The organism is Stenotrophomonas sp. GD04145 (assembly GCF_029835135.1).
GTDB classification, from domain to species: Bacteria; Pseudomonadota; Gammaproteobacteria; order Xanthomonadales; family Xanthomonadaceae; genus Stenotrophomonas; species Stenotrophomonas maltophilia_P.
This window is the reverse complement of sequence record NZ_JAODZG010000021.1, coordinates 1-18,326: the sequence shown is the minus strand read 5'-3', so window position 1 is coordinate 18,326 and position 18,326 is coordinate 1. Positions and strand designations below refer to the sequence as shown.

The following is an 18,326-nucleotide window of genomic DNA, read 5'->3' as shown; positions in this document are numbered from 1 at the left end:
TTCTCCATTGCCCACGCAGATGTCACACCGTTGCGCTAGTCTGTAGCCAGGTCGCAACAGGAGTTCCCGCATGCATCGCGCCCGCCAGCATGCCACCACCCAGACCCGTGAGCGTCGTCACCGCCTCGCCCACGAAGCCGCCCGCCTGATGGCCGAAGGCGGCATCCGCGACTTCCACCAGGCCAAACTGAAGGCGGCCAGCCGGCTCGGCATCCATGACGATGCCTCGTTGCCCCGCAATGTCGAGATCGAGGACGCGCTGCGCGAATACCAGCGCCTGTTCGCTGGTCCCCAGCACGGCAACGAGCTGCAGCGCCGTCGCGAAGGTGCGCTGCGCGCACTGGAATTCCTGCATGCCTTCGCCCCGCGCCTGGTCGGCCCGGTGCTGGACGGCACCGCCGACGCCAACAGCCCCGTGCAGGTCCATCTGCACAGCGACGACCCCGAAGCCGTGCATCGCTTCCTGGACGAACAGGGCATTCCGGCCGAGTCGCGCGTGCGCCGGCTGCGCCTGGACCGCGAGCGCAGCCTGGACGTGCCGGTCTGGGTGTTCAGTGCGGAGGAACTGACGTTCGACCTGGCCGTGCTGCCGTATGACGCCCTGCGCCAGGCACCGCTGTCACCGGTCGACGAAAAGCCGATGCGGCGCGCCTCGCAGGCCCAGCTGCGCGAACTGCTCAGCCAGGAGCGGATCGAAAGCTATCTCGGCGGCATCTGAGCCCCACAACGCAGACGCCCCACGCGGCGGACCGCGTGGGGCGTCGTCATGCATCAGGGCGACCGGACCGCGTCGCCCTGCCGGTTACCAGCCCACGCCGAAGCCCACACCCACGGTGCGCTCACCGCTGTTGGTGAAGGCACCATTGAGGCTGAAGGTGGCCGAGCCGCGCGCGTTGAGCACGCGCTGGTAACCCACCGCCAGCGCCGACTCGCCTTCGGCATGGCCCACACCCGCGCCGAGGCGGTTGTAGGTCTGCAGGCCGGCGGTGTTCATCGCCATCGCCGCCTGCGCACTGCCCATCGCCGCCATCCGGTTCAGGCGCTTGTCCATCCGGTCCAGCCGGCGGTCCACGCTGGCCATCGCCTGGTCGGTATAGGCCTGCGCCTGGTTCACCGCCTGATCCACGGCACGCGAGTCCACCTGCGGCAACGGATCGTCGGCCTCCGGCTTCGACTTCGGCGTGTCGGTGGAGGCCACCGACGGCGCATCCTTGATCGGCGGGGCCGGGGTCTGGCTGTCCGCCGGCGACTCGCCAGCCGCCTCGTCCACCGCTGCCTGGCGGCTGGCCGTCGCCGACCCGTCGATCTGCGACTGCAGTCCGTCGATGCGGCCGTTGAGCTGCTGCTGCACGGCATGCAGCTGACCGCCATTGACCGCATCGCGGCTGCCCGGCGCGATCATGCCGTTGGCCACGTTGCCCAGCACCCTGCCGTGTTCCCCGGCCAGGCGCAGCTGGCCGGTACCGTCATTGCGGACGCCGCCATCGTCGAACAGGCGTTCGAAGCGCGCATCGATGCTGGCCAGATCCCGGCGCGTGTCGACCACCGCACCGTCGAGCGACTTCAGCGCATCGCCGACGGTGGCCTGCCGCTGGCCCTGCACGTGGAACTCCGGCGCGATGATGTTGCCGTCGGCATCCATGCGCATGTCGCCGCCGAAGGCCGCAAATGCGCTGCGGAGCTGGGAGACGGTGGTGAGGTCGCTGGCATCGCGGCCGTTGGCAGCGTTGGTTACGCGGCGCTTGAGAGTCGCATGCCCCAATGAAACTTCATTGGCTCCTCGCGCTTCAGACCATGAACCAAGTGCAACACTCTGAGTGGCGCCAGAGTGAACTACAGCGGAAGAACCAAGTGCGACACCATTGAGCACTTGCACTTGCGAGCGCGCACCCAGCGCAAAGCCATTCTCCGCCCCCTCATGAACCAATGCCGCACGACCCAGAGAAACTGAATTTTTGCCCCGAGCTTGAGCAAAACTGCCGATTGCAGTGGCCCCCTCAGCCATAGCCAATGTATCACTTCCCATTGCCGTGGCCAGCAGCCCTGCTTGTGCAGGCTTGCTCAGCTCGTCATAGCCCACGACCGCATAAAGGTGCTTCTCCTCCAGGCCCGCGATCCGCTGGTTGCTGGCATGAAGCTGCCCGCCCGTGACAACCTCCCGGCTGCCCGCATGGCTGATATCGCCTTCGCCAACGTTGATGAGGCGCGCGCCACCGAAATCGACGGCGGAACGGTCGGCGCCGAAGCGCACGGCACTGGCATCCGCCATCGCCCGCGCCTGATCCAGCGTATCGAGGCGCGCGCCCATCGCATCCAATCCGCCGCGATTGCTGTCCACGCCCGCATCCAGCGCGGCCAGTGCATCGGCTACCGTGCCGTGTACAGCGCCCTGCACACCGTAGGAAGGAGCAATCACGCTGCCGTCCGCAGCAAAGCCCGCGCCGCCGCCGAGAGCGTTCACCACGCCGGAAAGCTGGTCGACGGTGGTGAGGTCATAAGCGTGGATACCGTTCATCGCATTGGTGACCTTTCGTCGGGCACCAGCTCCACCCAAGGAAACCTCATTTTCCTCCGTAGCTATCGATCCGTAGCCCAAAGCAACGCTGTTACGTGCCTCTGCCAGAACCTTGGCCGCACCACCCAACGCAATACCGTTATTGCTCTGCACCTGGGAGCGAGCGCCCAAAGCGAATCCGTCCTCAGCCCCGTCAAGCACATACGCAGCACGCCCCAGCGCAACGGAATTCTTACCTCGCGCGTGAGCAAAACTGCCGATCGCCGTGGCACCCTCGGCCATAGCCTTGGTATCACTGCCCAATGCCGTCGCCAGAATCGCAGCTTGCGCCGGCATGCTCAGATCGTCATATCCGACAACCACATACTTCTGCGCGTCCTCCAGCACCGATACCCGCTCATTGGTCACGAACAGCTGTCCGCCCGTGACCGCTTCACGGCTGCCTGCCGCGATCTCGCCATCAGCCAGAGCGACCAGACGCGCAGCCTTCAGGTCCACGGTGCCGTCCTCGCCGAACTGCACGACGCTGCCCAGGTCAGGCGTGTAGTTGTCGAAGTCCACGCGCAACGCGTCCAGGTCTTCCCGGGCGGATGCGATCTGTGCGCCCTGCTCGGTTACCTTCGTATTGGTGGCGAACAGCTGCGCGCCATTGACCGCCTCGAGGCTGTCGGCACTGAGTTGTCCGTCGCCCACGGCGAGCAGGCGCCCCCCCTCAAGGTCGACATTGCCGCCTGCGTCGAAACGCACCACATCGGACAGGTCCGGATCGAAGCCCTCGAAGTCCTCGCGCAGGCGGTCGATGTCCGTACGGTTGCGGGCGATCTGCGCGTTGCTGTCGAACAGCTGGCGGCCGCTGACTGCATCGTCGCTGGTGGCCGACAGTTGACCGGCGGCAACGCCGTGCACGCGACGCGCCTGGTAGCCCTGGTTGCGCACATCCAGCACGCCACCGCTGTTGGCGGCACCCAGGCGTACGTCGCCAGTGGACGAGGTCTGGCTGAGCAGGCCACCGAGCACGTTGGCCTTGCCCTGTGCATCGTTGGCGGTGGACTGGGCGGCGTTGGCCACGGTGTGCGCCGTATTGGCCAGGGTGGTGGCCGTGGTCACGTTCTGGTTGGTGGTGTTGAGCTGGCGACCACTCACCGCGTCGGTACTGGCTGCACTCAGCACAGCATCGGCGACGCCAGTGATGCGACGGTTGGCATTGCCCAGGTTGCGGACGTCGAGGAGGGTGCCGCTGTTCTGCGCGCCCAACCGCAGATCGCCGCCGGCTGCTACCTGCCCGACCAGGCCACTGAGCGTGGCGGCGGTGGCGGTGACCTGGGTGACGTTCTGGTTGGTGGCATGCAGCTGCCGGCCACTGACCGCATCGGCACTGGTGCTGCTGAGTGCCGCGTCGGCCACCCCGGTGACGCGACGGTTGGCGCTGGACTGGTTGCGCATGTCCACCGCGCCACCTGTATTGCTGGCACCGACGCGGACGTCGCTGTTGCCGGCACTCTGGCTGAGCAGCCCCCCCAGTGCGTTGGCCTTGGTCTGCGCGTCGTTGGCGATGCTGTGTGCGGTGTTGGCCAGTGCATTCACCGTGGCGAGGTTCTGGTTGGTCGCATGCAGCTGCTTGCCGGTCACCGCCTCGGCGCTGGTTGCGCTCAGCGTTCCGTCAGCCACATTGACGATGTTCCGCTTCACCGTGGCACTGCCCACCGAGACCTGGTTGGCGCCGGTCGCCACCGAGCCCGCGCCCAGGGCAACGCTGTTGCCCGCCTGCGCATTGACCTTGGCGTTGGTGCCCAGTGCGATGGCGCCGCTGGAGGTGGCATCCACGGCGGCACGATTGCCCAGCGCCACCGAGGAGTCGGCCGCGGCGCCCGCCAGGGTGCCCGCGCCCACCGCGTTGGCGCCGGCCGCGCTGGCCTGGTAACCGAAGGCGTTGCTGTGGGAGCCCTCCGCTTTCGCCGAATGGCCCACCGCCACGGCATTGCTGCCGGCCGACGCCCCTTGGCCGACGGCGGTGGTGGTGCTGGCCAGGGCCGTCAGCGCGCGGGTGGCATCGGCCTGGGCCGCAGTAGCTGCCTGGGTGACTGCGGTGACATTCTGGTTTGTCGCATGCAGCTGCTTGCCGGTGACCGCCTCGGTGCTGGTGCTGCTCAGCGTGCCATCGGCCACATTGACGATACGGCGCTTGAGATCGTCATTACCCACGGAGATTTCATTGTCGCTGCCGGACTTCGAGTGCTGCCCCAGTGCCACCGAGCCGGCATGGCTGGCTTCGGCCTGCGCCCCAAGCGCCACGGAGCCGCCGCGCCCGCCGGTGTACGCACCGTGCCCGATGGCGACTCCTTCCGCATAGCCTCCGGACCGCGCGCCGGTACCCAACACGACGGCATGCTGCGCATTTGCGTTGGACAGTCCGGCCCCGTCGCCGATGACAATGGCTCCGGCTGCAGGTGCATTGGCCTTGCGTCCCAGTGCAATGGCGGTCTGGCCGCCCGCGCTGGCTTCTTCGCCGACACTGATGGACGTGGAGGTCAGCCGCGTTGCCAGAGCATCGGCCTGCTGCTTGGCTGCAGCAGCTACCTGGGCGGCGCTGGCAACATTCTGGTTGGTGGCATGCAGCTGCTTGCCTGTCACGGCTTCGGTACTGCTGCTGCTCAGCGTGCCATCGGCCACATTGACGATGCGGCGCTTGAGCGTGGCATTACCGACTGAGACCTCGTTGCTGCCGGAGGTGGTGGAGGAACTGCCCAGCGCCACCGAACCGGTGTGGTTGGCCAGCGCGCGGTCGCCAAGGGCGGCACTGCTCTCGGCCGTCGCTTCGGACAGATTGCCGACGGATGTAGCGAAGCGGGCGCTGGCCACACTGCCGCGGCCCAGCGCCGTGGCCTGGTTGGCGGTGGCCGCCGCCTGATAGCCCAGTGCGGTGGCATGGATCACGTCGGCCTTGGCGTCGTTGCCGATGGCCACGGCACGGTCGCCGGTGGCCGATGCACGCAGGCCCGATGCCACGCCGCCATTGCCGCTGCGCGAGCCGGTGCCAAGCGCCACGCCGCCGTTGGACGCGGCAACGCGCTCACCGGCCGCATTGACGCCGCTGCGGGCATTGTTGCCCAGTGCAAGACCGTCATTGTTGTAGGCCAACGCCGCATTGCCGATGGCCACGCCGTTGTCGCCCCCCTCGGTCCGCGCGCGGTTACCCAGTGCCACTGCACTGCTGCCGTCCGCAGATGCCAGGGTGCCCATCGCCACGGCGTTGCTGCCGGCACTGGACGCCTGGAAACCCAGGGCGTTGCTGTAGCCACCGGCCGCGTCGGCAGCATTGCCGATGGCGGTGCTGTTGGTGCCCGTTGCAGTGGCGCCGGTCCCGATCGCGATGCGGCTGCCATCCAGCCTGGCCAAGGCCTGCCCGGCTTTCGTCGCAGCCTGGTCTGCGGCCGTCTTCGCCGCGTTCGCCGTGCCCGTTGCGCTGGCGATGCTCTGGTTGGTGGCGTGCAGCTGCTTGCCGGTCACTGCTTCGCTGCTGGTGGTGCTCAGGGTGCCATCGGCCACATTGACGATGCGGCGCTTCAGGGTGTCATTGCCCACCGAGACCTGGTTGCTGGCACTGGTGACCGAGCCGGCGCCCAGGGCCACTGCATTGCTCTGCCCGGCATTGGCGCTGGCACCCAGCGCCACGGCCTTGCCGTGGCCGTCGGTCACGGCGTTCTGGCCGATGGCGATGCCCGCATCGTAGCCGCCGGAGCGCGCACCGCTGCCGATCACGATGGCGTGGTGTGCGTTGCCGTTGGCAAGCTTGCTGCCGTCGCCGATGACGATGGAACCCAGCGCCTGTGCCTGTGCGTCGTTGCCCAGCGCAACCGATCTGGCCCCCGACGCCTGGGCACCCCGCCCCATCGCCGTGGCATCGCTGCCCTCGGCCCGGGCATTGCGCCCGACCGCAACCGCACTGTTGCCAGGCGCACCAACGTAGCTATTGAGGCCGATCGCGACGGCCCCGACTCCCAGCGCTGTGGCGCTTTTGCCGATCGCAGTCCCCCCTTCGCCGGACCCCGTGTTCGCATTGATGCCGATGGCCACGCCGCCGGCAAGTCCCTTGGCATTGTTGCCGATACCGATGCCGTCGAACGCCGTGACCGAACCCACGCCGATGGCCACGCCCTTGGTGCTGTTGACCGTGGAACCCCCACCGATCAGCACGTTCTGGTAGCTGGTAGTGCCGACACTGCGCGACGTGGCAGGCGAGCCGATGAACGCGCTCATCAACGCGTCCCACTCTGCCGGTGCTGCGTCAGCCTCTGCGGCCATGGCGTCGGGCGCGCTCAACGGATCCGGTGCAGGCTCGGTCGCGAATGCGGGAGCGGCCAACATCGCGCACAGGGCGGCGGCAAGCGGGCGTGCCGCCGAAGCCGGCTTGCCGCGCGAACGGGTGTGCTCGCTGGCCACGGCCCAGCAGCGCAGGCGGGTATTCCAGATCAAACGGTAGATGCGATTCATCGATGTCTCGGTGGTTGGGAAACGGGAACTTGAGGGCGCGCAAGGCGGGGCAGTCAGGGCTGCAGCGTCTGCCGGTGTTCACGGAAGCCGGCGTGGCTGAGCCGGTAGTCGATCTCCACGCGCCCGCCGACGCGCGGCGCGAACGGCAGCGTCATCGCCGCGCCGGGGTAAAGGCTGCGTTTGATCTCGTGCGTGGTGCAGCGGCCGTCCGCGTCGCAGTCCTGCACCTGGTTGACGCCGAGCCGCAGCGTGCCGCGGTTCAACAGGCGATCACCGTCCAGGGCCATCTCGACGCGCCCCTCGGCGGGCAGCACATTGACCAGCACGCCCCAGACCAGGCTGACGCCCAACGTGGCGCTGGCGCCCTGCACCGGCACCTCCGGCGTGCTGTCATCAGGACCGCGTACGCCTTCGAAGTAGATGCGGAACGCGGTTTCCTGCTCGACCGGTTGCAGCGGAATGATCCGTATCAGGCGCGTACCGCCCCCTGCCAGACCGAAGCGTCCGGGCGTGACCGCCATGACGGCGGCGGTGCCGACGGCCTCATCGACTTCTTCCTCGTGGTCACTGGCCGGATGCAGGATGCGTTTCACCGTGGCCTGCACGTACTGCGGCTGCGGTGATTGCGAATGCACGCGCACGGTCGTGGTCTTGCCGGCCTCGGCATGCACGCGCATGGGGTGGACGTTGAGATTGGCCAGCACCGGTGCCGCTGGCAGAAGGGCCAGCAGCAGCGCGCCGGCCAGGGGAATCTTGCTCATGGGATCGGGTTCCAGGGGAAGGTCAGAGGCGGTCGGTCGGCAGGCGCATTTCGAGCTTGAGGCGGCCGTCGTAGTAGCCCTCGCGTTTCTCGGACGCCGGCACACGGGGGGTTTCCAGGGTCAGCGGCGTGGGCACGCAGTACACCCACTGGTTCATGTCGGGCAGCATCACCAGCCGCAGCTCGGCGGTATCGATGCCGCGCAGCAGCACTTCCTCGTTGTTGCGCAGGGCGATCTTCTGGCCGCTGTGGTCCAGGGTGAGCTGGTAGTCGAGGCGGTCCTGCGCCTCGCGCCCACCGTCGCGGTGCCAGACCGAGTACTGCGATGGCGGACGGCCCGGCGCGGCGGGGCCCATGTCACGCGCGGTGATGGCCAGATACTCGCTCTGCGAGCCCATGCCGTCGTACAGGCACATGTCCAGCACGGCGGTGCCACCGATCGTGCCGGGTGAGGGAATCGGCCGGTAGTCCAGCTGCAGGCCCACCAGCGGCTCGGCCATGCCGAACTCGGGCAGGTAGATCATGGTGCGGTCGCGATCGGTGATGGTCAGATCGAACCGGAACACGTGGGTGGCGATGATCGGGCCGTCAGGATCGATGCGCAGGTTGAGGCGGAGTTCTGCAGTCCAGCGGCCGGCGACGAGATCTGCGACGTCCTGATCCTCTATTACCAATCTTGCTGCTGTGCCTCCAGGAGGAACCTGGCAATCATTACTGGCGGATGTCCAAAGCGGAAATTTGGCTTGATCCCAATAATCGATACTGCAATCTCGCTCCCACTCCACACGCTCCAACCAGCCGACAGTCCGAAGGTCAATTCTTTGTCCACTTCGTTGCTCTCGAAAGCTGAGAGTGAAATCCTTGCCAGCGAGCGGCCCCTCCTGAGTGTCATGCATTGGACACCGTCCTTGTCCAACGTCTCGATCACACGTCAGATGGATCTTCCCGTACCCCAGCTCCACCTCCCCATACCCGAGCACCGTCCGCGGCGCCCACAGCTCCAGCGCTTCGGGCGCGGAGCGGTCGAAGGTGCGGACGATGTCGGTGGTGATCACGCCGGTGGCCGGCGTCGTTGCCGGTGGGCGCTGTGCCAGCGCCTGTGCACTGCCAAGCAGGCAGGCCGCGGCCAGCAGCAGCCTCCATGCGGTCCTCATCGCGCACCTCCACTCATCACGTTGCGTTCGTTGCGCCCCGCCACCGGGGCCAGTTCGTTCAACAGGCGCTGTACCCGCGCCTGGTGGCGGATCGGTGCCGGCAACTGCTCCAGCGCCAGCGGTTCGCACTGCACCTGGCCGACCAGCAGCACCACGCTGCGGCGCTCACGCACGGTGAGCGGGCACTGCAGCAGGTCGCCTGCACGCAGCAGGTAGAGCACCGGCTCGCGCTGCGGGAATTCGGCGATGAAGCCGCCGTCGCGGCCCAGCGAGGGCACCGGTGCATTGAGGATGCGGGCGCCTTCCAGCGGGGTACCGGCGATGTCGCGTGCGTTGCCGATGAAGGTGTAGGTCACGTCCAGCGTGACCGGAAGCGCGATCACCTTTCCCGGCAGCAGGAAGGCGTGCTGCGCCGCGCCCAGGCGGGCGACACGCACTGCGGCGTCGCTGTCGTGCGCACTGGCGTCCTGCACGTCCACGCGGTGGCGCTGGTAGCCGCCCAGCGGCAGCAGCCGGCGCTCGCCGAAGCCGAGGATGCGGCGCCGGTTGCTGCCGGCGCGGATGTCGGCAGCCGCGCCACTCAGCTCCAGATCGCGCGCATCGTCCACGCTGACCACTACCCCGGCATCGGCGCCATGGGCGCCGCCCCAGTGCAGCCCGCGTGCGGACAGCGACAGCCCCGACGTGTGGTTGCCGCTGTAGGCCAGTTCACCCCCACCGTGGTGCTGGTAGTACGACACCGATGCACCGCTCTGCCCGAAGCGGTTGTCGATACGGGCGCTGGCCAGCGCGCTGTAGCGGTCGTCGTTGTACGCGCTCAGCTCGGCGCCGAGATCGCGCGCGTCGCCGTCGCGCTCCTGCCGCAACGAATGCGACAGGCCCAGGCGGGCATCCGGGCGGCTGTGCTGGGGCTGGCGCATGTCCAGCGCCACGCGCTGCTGCACGCTGCCGTCGTCGATCCGCTGCAGCCGCGAGACTGCAATGTTCAGGTAGAGGCCGCGATCACGGGCAGGCCCGCGCCCGCTGCCGGTGTCGGTGTCCTGCTGCCACACCCCCAGCCGGCTGCCGATGCTCAGTCCACGCCACTGCCGGGTACGGCTGTAACTGGCCTGCAGGCTGCGCGAGGTCTGCGCAGGACGCAGCGCCGGCACATGAGGCGGCAACAGGCCCGGCGGCAGGCCTGTCCAGGCATCGTCGCCTTCGCCGGGCAGGCTCCACTCCGGGGTGAAGCTGCGCCGGCGCGTGTATCCCAGGTACAGGCTGCCGCCGAACAGGGGCGCCGATACCGAGGCACTGAGCGCATCGACACAACCGAAACGGTCATGCAGCACCGGCGTGCTGCTCTGGCACGCACCGCCACGCAGGCGTTGCCGATAGACATTCCAGGACGCGTAGTGGCGATAGCTCAGCTGCTGCTGCAGGCCGTGGCTGCCGTCGCCTCCGTTCAGCACGCCGACCATCGCCTGCAGGTCATGCCGCCCGAACTGCTGGCGTCCCTCCAGGCGCAGTTCGCCGTAACCGGTATCGGCGACGCGGGCGATACCCGCTGTCATGCCGTAGTTGCGCGCAAGGGGGATGCGCAACCCCGCCTGTACCGCCGTGTCGGACGCATCGCCGATGTCACTTGCACGTGTCGCATGCGCACGACGCCGCCCGCCCTGCACGAACCACTGCAGGCTGCGCTCGGACCAGTCGCCGCCCCGGCTGAAGGGCGCCTCCTCGCTGCGCACGAAGCGGCCATCCTCATAGATGCGCAGGGTGACGGTGTAGCTGCCGAGCGGAAACCGGCGCGTATCGAGATCGTTGACACCGGCCTGCAGGTAAAAGGTCTGCAGCAGGCGATCACCGTCGAAGGCGTCCACGCGTGCATCGCGGCCGAGCAGCACGGTCAACGGGGTGGAGGTGACGTTCGCGTCGGTATCGACGTAGGCCTGCGTGGTACCCACGCGCAGCCCCTCGAAGCGATCCAGCGGCAGCATGCCGAACCCGAAGGTGCCGCCCTGCTGGCTGGACAGATTGCGCCGGTCCATGCGGCCCAGCTGCACGTAGTGGCGCTGGGCAAGATCGTGGCGATAGTAGAGATCGTCCAGCTGGAAGCGGTCATGCGCGCGATAACCCTGCCGCGCCTGGCGGCTGTAGTTCCAGCTGCTGGCGACATGGCCATCGCGCAGCACGCCAAGCACCGTGCTGCCCTGCACGCTCAACGCCTGATAGCCATCGCCCCCGCTGAAATTCACGGTCTGCTGCTGCAGCAGCGCGTTCTGTGCCTGCTCGGACACCTGGTGGAACGGCGAGCGCTGCGCGCTCTGCTGTGGCAGCCACCGGCGTGCCGGAAACAACATCAATACGCCGTCGCTTTCATCGAAGATGGCGTGCACCTGCGCGGGATCGTCCGGACTGTCGATCCAGCCGCAGCCGGGATCCGGTTGGCCGTAGGGACAGGCCAGATGACTGTTGCGCGGCAGCGGTGCAGCCAGTGCCGCCTGCAGCGCGTCGCGCGCATCGGCGCTGAGACCCAGGGCTTCCAGAACCTGCGCCGGCTGGTCCAGCTGCACCGTATCCAGCGTGACCCAGGCGGACCACAGGCCGGCCGACTGCCCGAACAGGCGTACCTCGACACGCTCGGTCTGGCCGCTGGCGAGGTCTTCGAAACCGGCCGGTACCGGCCGTGCGTGGACAGCCGGGAGGGCCGGAATGACCAACGTCAGGGCGAGCGCGACCGCCAGCCGGCTGTGGGCAGGTGCAGGTATCAACATGGGGAGACAACCGATGGCCGGCCGGCCCGCGCACGGGCCGGCGCGGTGGGGATTACGGCGCGGCGGTGTTCTGCGACACGACCAGCGCAACGGTGCCGCTGTACAGGCCCGCGAAGTTGATCTCGCCGGACACGGTCTGCTGCACGCGCAGCGGCATGGCGATCGACGCACCCGGAATCGCGCTGTCGAACAGGTCGTCTGCAGCGAAGTCGATCGGGGTGGTCTCCAGGGCGCGGCCGTTGAGGCTGACCGTCAGCGGCACGTTGATGGCACCCGGTGCGGCCAGGTCGGGACGCAGCACGGCGTCGGCCGCCAGGCGCACGCTGACGTCCTTCTCGGTGTCATTGGTGAAGATGCGCACATCTTCGGTCCACGACGACAGGCCGGCACCGCCGGCGCGGTAGACCAGCTGCACCGCGTCCGGCAGCGCGGTGCCGTCGGCCTTGAGCAGGGACAGGGTCGGATCGACGTTCGCCCACACGGTGATGTTGGTTTCCACGGCGGCCTGCGCGGTCAGCGAAGCGCCGGCGAGCGCCACGGCCAGGGCGGCCTTCTTGAACATGTGCGACATGGTTTCTCTCTCTGATGGATTGGGTTGCCTCCTGGATGGAAGCACTGCCGGCACGGACCTGCCCTGCCAGCAGCGCGGTCAAGGTATTGATCGGCTCCTGCGGTGTACATGCAACGTTTCTTGATTGCCGATTACGCGTACTTCTGCGACATCACACACGCATCGCGCGTGCCGTGACCAGCAGAATGCGACGCTTTCGGCATTGCTCCGGCCAGGGCACGACCACGGCAGGGGCAAAAAAAAACGCCCCCTTGCGGGGGCGTTCTTCCACGTTGCGATTGCGGGGCGATCAGCCCTGGTAGTCGCGCACGTCGCTGCCGGTGTAGACCTGGCGCGGACGGCCGATCTTCATTTCCGGATCGACCTGCTGTTCCAGCCAATGCGACACCCAGCCGGAGGTACGGCCCAGGGCGAACATGACGGTGAACATCTCGGTCGGAATCTGCAGCGCCTTGTAGATGATGCCGCTGTAGAAATCGACGTTCGGGTACAGCTTGCGGGCGACGAAGTAGTCGTCCTGCAGCGCGGCCTGCTCCAGCTTCACGGCCACGTCCAGCAGCGGGTCCTGCACGCCCAGCTGCTTGAGCACCTTGCTGGTCATCTCGCCGATGACCTTGGCGCGCGGATCGAAGTTCTTGTAGACGCGGTGGCCGAAGCCCATCAGGCGGAAGCCGGAAGTCTTGTCCTTGGCCTTGAGCACGGCCGATTCCACGTTGTCGGCCGAACCGATTTCTTCCAGCATCTTCAGCACGGCTTCGTTGGCACCGCCATGGGCCGGACCCCACAGCGCGGTGACGCCTGCGGCAACGGACGCATACGGATTGGCACCGGTCGAGCCGACCAGGCGCACCGTCGAGGTGGACGCGTTCTGCTCGTGGTCGGCGTGCAGGATGAACAGCAGGTCCAGCGCCTTGACCACGTCCGGATTCAGTTCGTACTGGCCGTCGGCCGACTCGAAGGTCTGCTTCAGGAAGCGGCTGACGTAATCCAGCGAGGTGTCGGGCGTGTTGGCCGGCAGGCCCTTGCCGTGACGGTAGATCAGCGCCGAGAGGGTCGGCACCTTGGCGATCAGGCGCACGGCGGCCTGGCGGCGCTGTTCGGCGTCGGACAGGTCCAGCGCGTCGTGGTAGACGGCCGACAGCTGCGCGATCGCGGCAGCCAGGATGGCCATCGGATGGGCATCCTTGGCGAAGCTGCCGATCAGGGTGTTGATCGAATCGGGGACGTTGGCCTCGGCAGCCAGCTCATCGGTGAAGGCCTTCAGCTGCTCGGCGCTCGGACGCTCGCCGTTGATCAGCAGGTAGGCCACTTCGACGTAGCTCGACTTTTCCGACAGCTGTTCGATCGGGTAGCCGCGGTACAGCAGCACGCCCTTGTCGCCGTCGATGTAGGTGATGGCGGACTTGCAGCTGGCCGTCGCGGTGAAGCCGGAATCGTAGGTGAAGTACCCCGTTTCCTTGGTCAGCTTCGCGATGTCGACGCAGTCGTTGCCAAGGGTGGGTTTGATGACGGGCAGAACGACCGACGTGTCGCCGGCGTTGAGCGTGACCTGATCAAGATCGGACACTGTGTGCGCTCCTTCATGGGAAGGCGCCTGCCCAAGCGCATTGGTCAGGCACGTGAATGACGTCCACGACCTGTGTCGTGGATCACGCCATTATCGCACAGCAGCATTTGCCCGGTGCTAGACGGAAGTCGTAGACGGCAGGCGGCCGGAACCCGGCCAGCAAGCGGCCCGGATCGGCAAAAGCGTTGTCACGCGAACGCAGTGTTCTGTCCATCCAAACGCCTGTTGGGCAGGCGCCGGGGAAAAACAAACGGCCGCGCAGAGCGCGGCCGTCGGTTCGGAGCGGGATCGACAGATCAGCGCGCGTAGCGCTTCTGGAACTTGTCGATGCGGCCCGAGGTGTCGATGACCTTGTGCTTGCCCGTGTAGAACGGATGCGAAGCCGAGGAAATTTCAACCTTGACCAGCGGGTATTCGTTGCCGTCTTCCCACTGGATGGTTTCCTTCGTCGCCATGGTGGAGCGGGTCAGGATCTTGAAATCGGAGGTGACGTCATGGAAGACGACGTCGCGGTAGTTCGGATGGATATCGGCCTTCATGGGCTCACACCGTAAATGGGCTGGTGGTCAAGAGCGGCATTATAAGCACCGGCCGCCCCTTGGAGCAACCGGTGGCGTGGATCCGCGCTCAGTCCGCGCCAAGTGCCTGCCGCACAAGGCTTTCGAAGCGGGCCTGGTCGTAGGCCATCAGCAGGTCGCAGTTGTCCGGCTGGCCGGTCTGGCGGTTCCAGTCGACGAGGGTCGCGCCGCGACTGAACGTGCCGTTCAGTTCCACGTTCAGCGGCCGCGATTCCACCCGCAGCTGCCCTTCCGGGTTCAGCGCCCAGGCCATGGCCAGGGCATCGGCGGTGTACCAGCGTCCGCCCTTGCTGTCTTCGGACAAGCCACGGGTCTTGCGCGAGATCAGCTCATAGAAGCGGGCGCGCTCCGAATCGGCCTGCAGCCACGTCTCGGCCTCCTGCAGCGGCAGGCCGTGGGCGACGGTGGCTTCCCAGTCCGACACCAGCAGGTGCTTGAATGCGGTGAACACCACGTGCGCCGCTTCCGGATCGAAGGCGATGTTGAACTCCGCCGCCGGCGTGATGTTGCCGTGGCAGGTGACCGCGCCGCCCATCACCACGATGCGCTTGATGCGCTGAGGCAGGGTCGGGTCCAGCTTCAGCGCCAGCGCCAGGTTGGTCAGCGGGCCGAGCATCACCAGCATCAGTTCGCCGGCATGTTTGTGCGACAGGCGCAGGATCGCCAGCGCGGCATGCTCGGCTTCGGCCTGTCGGCCCGGCGGTGGCAGATCGACATCGCCGTAGCCATCACGGCCGTGCACATGCGCGGCATCGACGGAGGGATGCAGCAGCGGATCGGGGCTGCCGGCAAACACCGGCACGTCGGGACGGCCGACGATGTCGCAGAGCTTGAGGGCGTTACGGACGGTGTACTGCAGGCCGACATTGCCGGCGGCGATGGTCAGGGCGACCACGTCATGCCGTTCATCGGCAAAGGCCATCAGCAGGGCCAGGGCGTCGTCCACACCGGGATCGGTGTCGATCAACAGGGGGATCTTGTGGGTCATCGTTGCCGTCTTCAGATCGGCAACGAAGTGTGGACCGGGATGATGACCGTTGCAAGACCGGGTGAGCTCGGCAGGGCTGCGCCCTGCACCCGCCGGATCAACGGCAACGGCAACGGCCACGTCAACATCAAAGCCGGCATTCCGTGAGTTGGCGGGGTGGGTCCGGTTGCGGGGGACGCCGTGAATCCATCCCTGGAGGCTCGGTCGCGCCATCCATGGCGCTCACGCCCCCGCAACCGGACCCACCCCGCCTTCGACAGTTTTCAGCGGTCTGTCGGAACGGCATTTTGCTCTGCCAGGTGTCGACCTTGGTCGACACATCCACGCAATGCGTGGATGAACATGGAAATGATCGAAAGCGCTGTCTGTAGAGTCGAGCCATGCTCGACTCCCGCGCGCAGCGCACAGAGGCCGCTTACGCCGAGGCGTAGCGCACGGCCGTGCCGATCCAGCGGTTGACCACGCGGTCGGCCAGTGCGGGCTGCTGGGCCAGCAGGCGCTCGGCCAGGTCATGCACGCCGGGCAGCAGGCCGGCGTCGCGTGCCAGATCGGCAATGCGGAAGCCGGCCAGGCCTGTCTGCCGCGTGCCAAGCAGTTCGCCCGGCCCGCGCAGTTCCAGGTCCTTCTCGGCGATGACGAAGCCATCGTTGGTTTCGCGCATGGTCTGCAGACGCTCGCGCGCCATCTGCGAAAGCGGCGCCTGGTACAGCAGCACGCAGCGCGACACCGCCGAACCGCGGCCGACGCGACCGCGCAGCTGGTGCAGCTGGGCCAGGCCCAGACGCTCGGCGTTCTCGATCACCATCAGCGAGGCATTGGGCACGTCCACACCCACTTCGATCACCGTGGTCGCCACCAGCAGGTCGATGTCACCGGCCTTGAACGCGACCATGGTCGCCTGTTTCTCGGCGGCCTTCATCCGCCCGTGCACCAGCCCCACGCGCACGCCCGGCAACAGCGCCTGCAGCGATTCGAAGGTGGCCTGTGCGGGCGTGGCGTCCAGCTCTTCGCTTTCCTCGATCAGCGTGCACACCCAGTACACCTGCCGTCCTTCCGCGCAGGCCAGGGCGATACGTTCGATCAGCTCCGGCCGGCGGTCGTTGTTCAGGGCCACGGTCTGCACCGGCGTACGGCCCGGCGGCAGTTCGTCGATGGCCGATACGTCCAGGTCCGCGTACTCGGACATCGCCAGCGTGCGCGGAATCGGCGTGGCGGTCATCACCAGCTGGTGTGGCACGCTGTTGCCACCGGCGCCCTTGTCGCGCAGCGCCAGGCGCTGGTGCACGCCGAAGCGGTGCTGTTCGTCGACGATAGCCAGGGCGAGGTCCTGGAACACCACCGCCTCCTGCATCAGCGCGTGGGTACCGACCACCACCTGCGCTTCGCCATTGGCGACCTGTTCCATCACCTTCGCGCGCGCCTTGCCGGTGACCTTGCCGGCCAGCCAGGCAATACGTACGCCCAGCGGCTCCAGCCAACCGCGCAGATTGTTGAGATGCTGTTCGGCCAGCAGTTCGGTGGGCGCAGCCAGCGCGACCTGCTTGCCCTGCTCTACCGCCAGCATGGCCGCCAGCGCGGCCACCACGGTCTTGCCGGAACCCACGTCGCCCTGCACCAGCCGCAGCATGGGACGAGGTCGCGCGAGGTCTTCGCGGATCTGCTTGAATACGCGCGCCTGCGCGCCGGTGAGGGCGAACGGCAGCTGCTTCAGCAGCGCCTTGGCCAGCGCACCGGGGCCGGCCAGCGGCGGCGCATGATGCGCCTGCAGCGCGATGCGCTGGCGACGCAGGCTGAGGTGGTGTGCCAGCAGTTCTTCCATCGCCAGCCGGCGCTGCGCCGGATGGGTGCCGGCGGCCAGCGCGGCCAGGTCGGCATCCGGTGGCGGCCGGTGCACCGTCAGCAGCGCACTGCGCAGCGACGGCAGGCCGAGGCCATCGAGCCAGCCGACGGGCAGCAGTTCCAGCGCGGCTTCTTCAGGCAGGCGATCCAGCGCCTGGCCGATCAGCCTGCGCATCGTCATCGGGCCCACACCTTCCACCGTGGGATACACCGGATCGAGGCGGTCGCCAAGTTCAGGATCATCGTTGCGCCCCAGCACCTGGTAGCTGGGATGAACGATTTCCAGGCCAAGGTGGCCCGGCTTGGGCGTACCGAAACAGCGCAGGCGGTTGCCGACCGCGAACTGGCCGACCTGCTGCTGGCGGAAATGGAAGAAGCGCAGCACCAGGGTGCCCTGCCCCTCGTCCTCGACCGCCACCTTCAGCATCGGCCGGTAGCGCATGCCGCGCTCGACCGCGACGACGCGCACTTCCACCTGTGCCGGCACGCCGGATCGCAGGTCTTCGATGCGGGTCAGCCGGGTCCGGTCCTCGTAGCGCAGCGGCAGGTGAAGCCAGAGATCCTGCAGGGTGGCCAGGCCACGCGCCTGCAGCTTGGCGGCCACGGCCGGACCCACGCCGGCGAGCATCGCCAGGGATGCTTCGCCGGACGGTGACAGGACCGGAGTGACCGCCGCCTTGCGTGCCACGGGGGCGTCAGTCGATGACCATCACCGCGTCGACCTCGAAGTTGGCGCCCTTCGGCAGGCCGGAGACTTCGATGGTGGAACGGGCCGGGAACGGAGCCTGGAAGTAGTCCTGCATGACAGCGTTGACCTTGGCGAACTCGCCCAGGTCGGTCAGGTACAGGCCAAGGCGCACGACCTGGTCCAGCGAACCGCCGGCAGCTTCGGCCACGGCTTTGAGGTTGTCGAACGCGCGGCGGGCCTGGGCTTCGACATCACCGGCACCGACGATGTCGCCGGTCGCCGGATCAAGCGGGATCTGGCCGGAGAAGTACACGGTGTTGCCGGCGCGCACGGCCTGCGAGTAAGGGCCGATGGCGGCAGGCGCCTTTTCGGTGTTGATGATCTGGCGGGACATGGTCGCTCCGGTGCATTTGGAAAAC

The 18,326-nt window shown here is 67.5% G+C and carries 11 protein-coding genes; 1 reads left to right on the top strand and 10 read right to left on the bottom strand.

What is annotated here, in order from left to right:
• Positions 1-70: 70 nt before the first annotated feature.
• Positions 71-718: a hypothetical protein gene (locus N7367_RS11990; RefSeq protein ID WP_279942458.1), complete on the top strand. Its 648-nt coding sequence runs from the start codon at positions 71-73 to the stop codon at positions 716-718.
• 84 nt (positions 719-802) lie between these two features.
• On the opposite strand, the gene N7367_RS11985 is transcribed toward N7367_RS11990, so the two are convergent.
• The 10 genes from N7367_RS11985 to N7367_RS11940 all read right to left on the bottom strand — a co-directional run bounded on the left by N7367_RS11985 (position 803) and on the right by N7367_RS11940 (position 18,301).
• Entirely contained in the window at positions 803-7,006 is a 6,204-nt protein-coding gene (locus N7367_RS11985) for an ESPR-type extended signal peptide-containing protein (RefSeq protein ID WP_279942457.1), read from the bottom strand.
• Between the two features lie 53 nt (positions 7,007-7,059).
• Entirely contained in the window at positions 7,060-7,767 is a 708-nt protein-coding gene (locus N7367_RS11980; RefSeq protein WP_065175738.1) for a pilus assembly protein, read from the bottom strand.
• A 22-nt stretch (positions 7,768-7,789) separates the two neighbouring features.
• Entirely contained in the window at positions 7,790-8,662 is an 873-nt protein-coding gene (locus N7367_RS11975) for a CfaE/CblD family pilus tip adhesin (protein WP_345781895.1), read from the bottom strand.
• Between the two features lie 254 nt (positions 8,663-8,916).
• Positions 8,917-11,676 carry a TcfC E-set like domain-containing protein gene (locus tag N7367_RS11970; RefSeq protein WP_279942456.1) on the bottom strand — a complete coding sequence of 920 codons (2,760 nt, stop codon included), beginning with the start codon at positions 11,674-11,676 and terminating at the stop codon, positions 8,917-8,919.
• A gap of 52 nt (positions 11,677-11,728) precedes the next feature.
• Positions 11,729-12,247, bottom strand: coding sequence for a CS1 type fimbrial major subunit (locus N7367_RS11965; protein WP_053520042.1), 519 nt, complete (start codon positions 12,245-12,247; stop codon positions 11,729-11,731).
• Between the two features lie 289 nt (positions 12,248-12,536).
• The gene (locus N7367_RS11960) at positions 12,537-13,814 is read right to left on the bottom strand and encodes a citrate synthase (RefSeq protein ID WP_053520043.1); all 1,278 of its coding nucleotides are present in this window, start codon (positions 13,812-13,814) and stop codon (positions 12,537-12,539) included.
• A gap of 296 nt (positions 13,815-14,110) precedes the next feature.
• On the bottom strand, positions 14,111-14,353 hold the full coding sequence (locus N7367_RS11955; RefSeq protein WP_005410871.1) for a type B 50S ribosomal protein L31: 243 nt from the start codon (positions 14,351-14,353) through the stop codon (positions 14,111-14,113).
• 88 nt (positions 14,354-14,441) lie between these two features.
• The gene (locus N7367_RS11950; RefSeq protein WP_053520044.1) at positions 14,442-15,380 is read right to left on the bottom strand and encodes a nucleoside hydrolase; all 939 of its coding nucleotides are present in this window, start codon (positions 15,378-15,380) and stop codon (positions 14,442-14,444) included.
• Positions 15,381-15,795: 415 nt separating this feature from the next.
• Positions 15,796-17,907: an ATP-dependent DNA helicase RecG gene (gene recG / locus N7367_RS11945; protein ID WP_279942455.1), complete on the bottom strand. Its 2,112-nt coding sequence runs from the start codon at positions 17,905-17,907 to the stop codon at positions 15,796-15,798.
• A gap of 7 nt (positions 17,908-17,914) precedes the next feature.
• The gene (locus N7367_RS11940) at positions 17,915-18,301 is read right to left on the bottom strand and encodes a RidA family protein (protein WP_053519454.1); all 387 of its coding nucleotides are present in this window, start codon (positions 18,299-18,301) and stop codon (positions 17,915-17,917) included.
• Positions 18,302-18,326 lie beyond the last annotated feature (25 nt).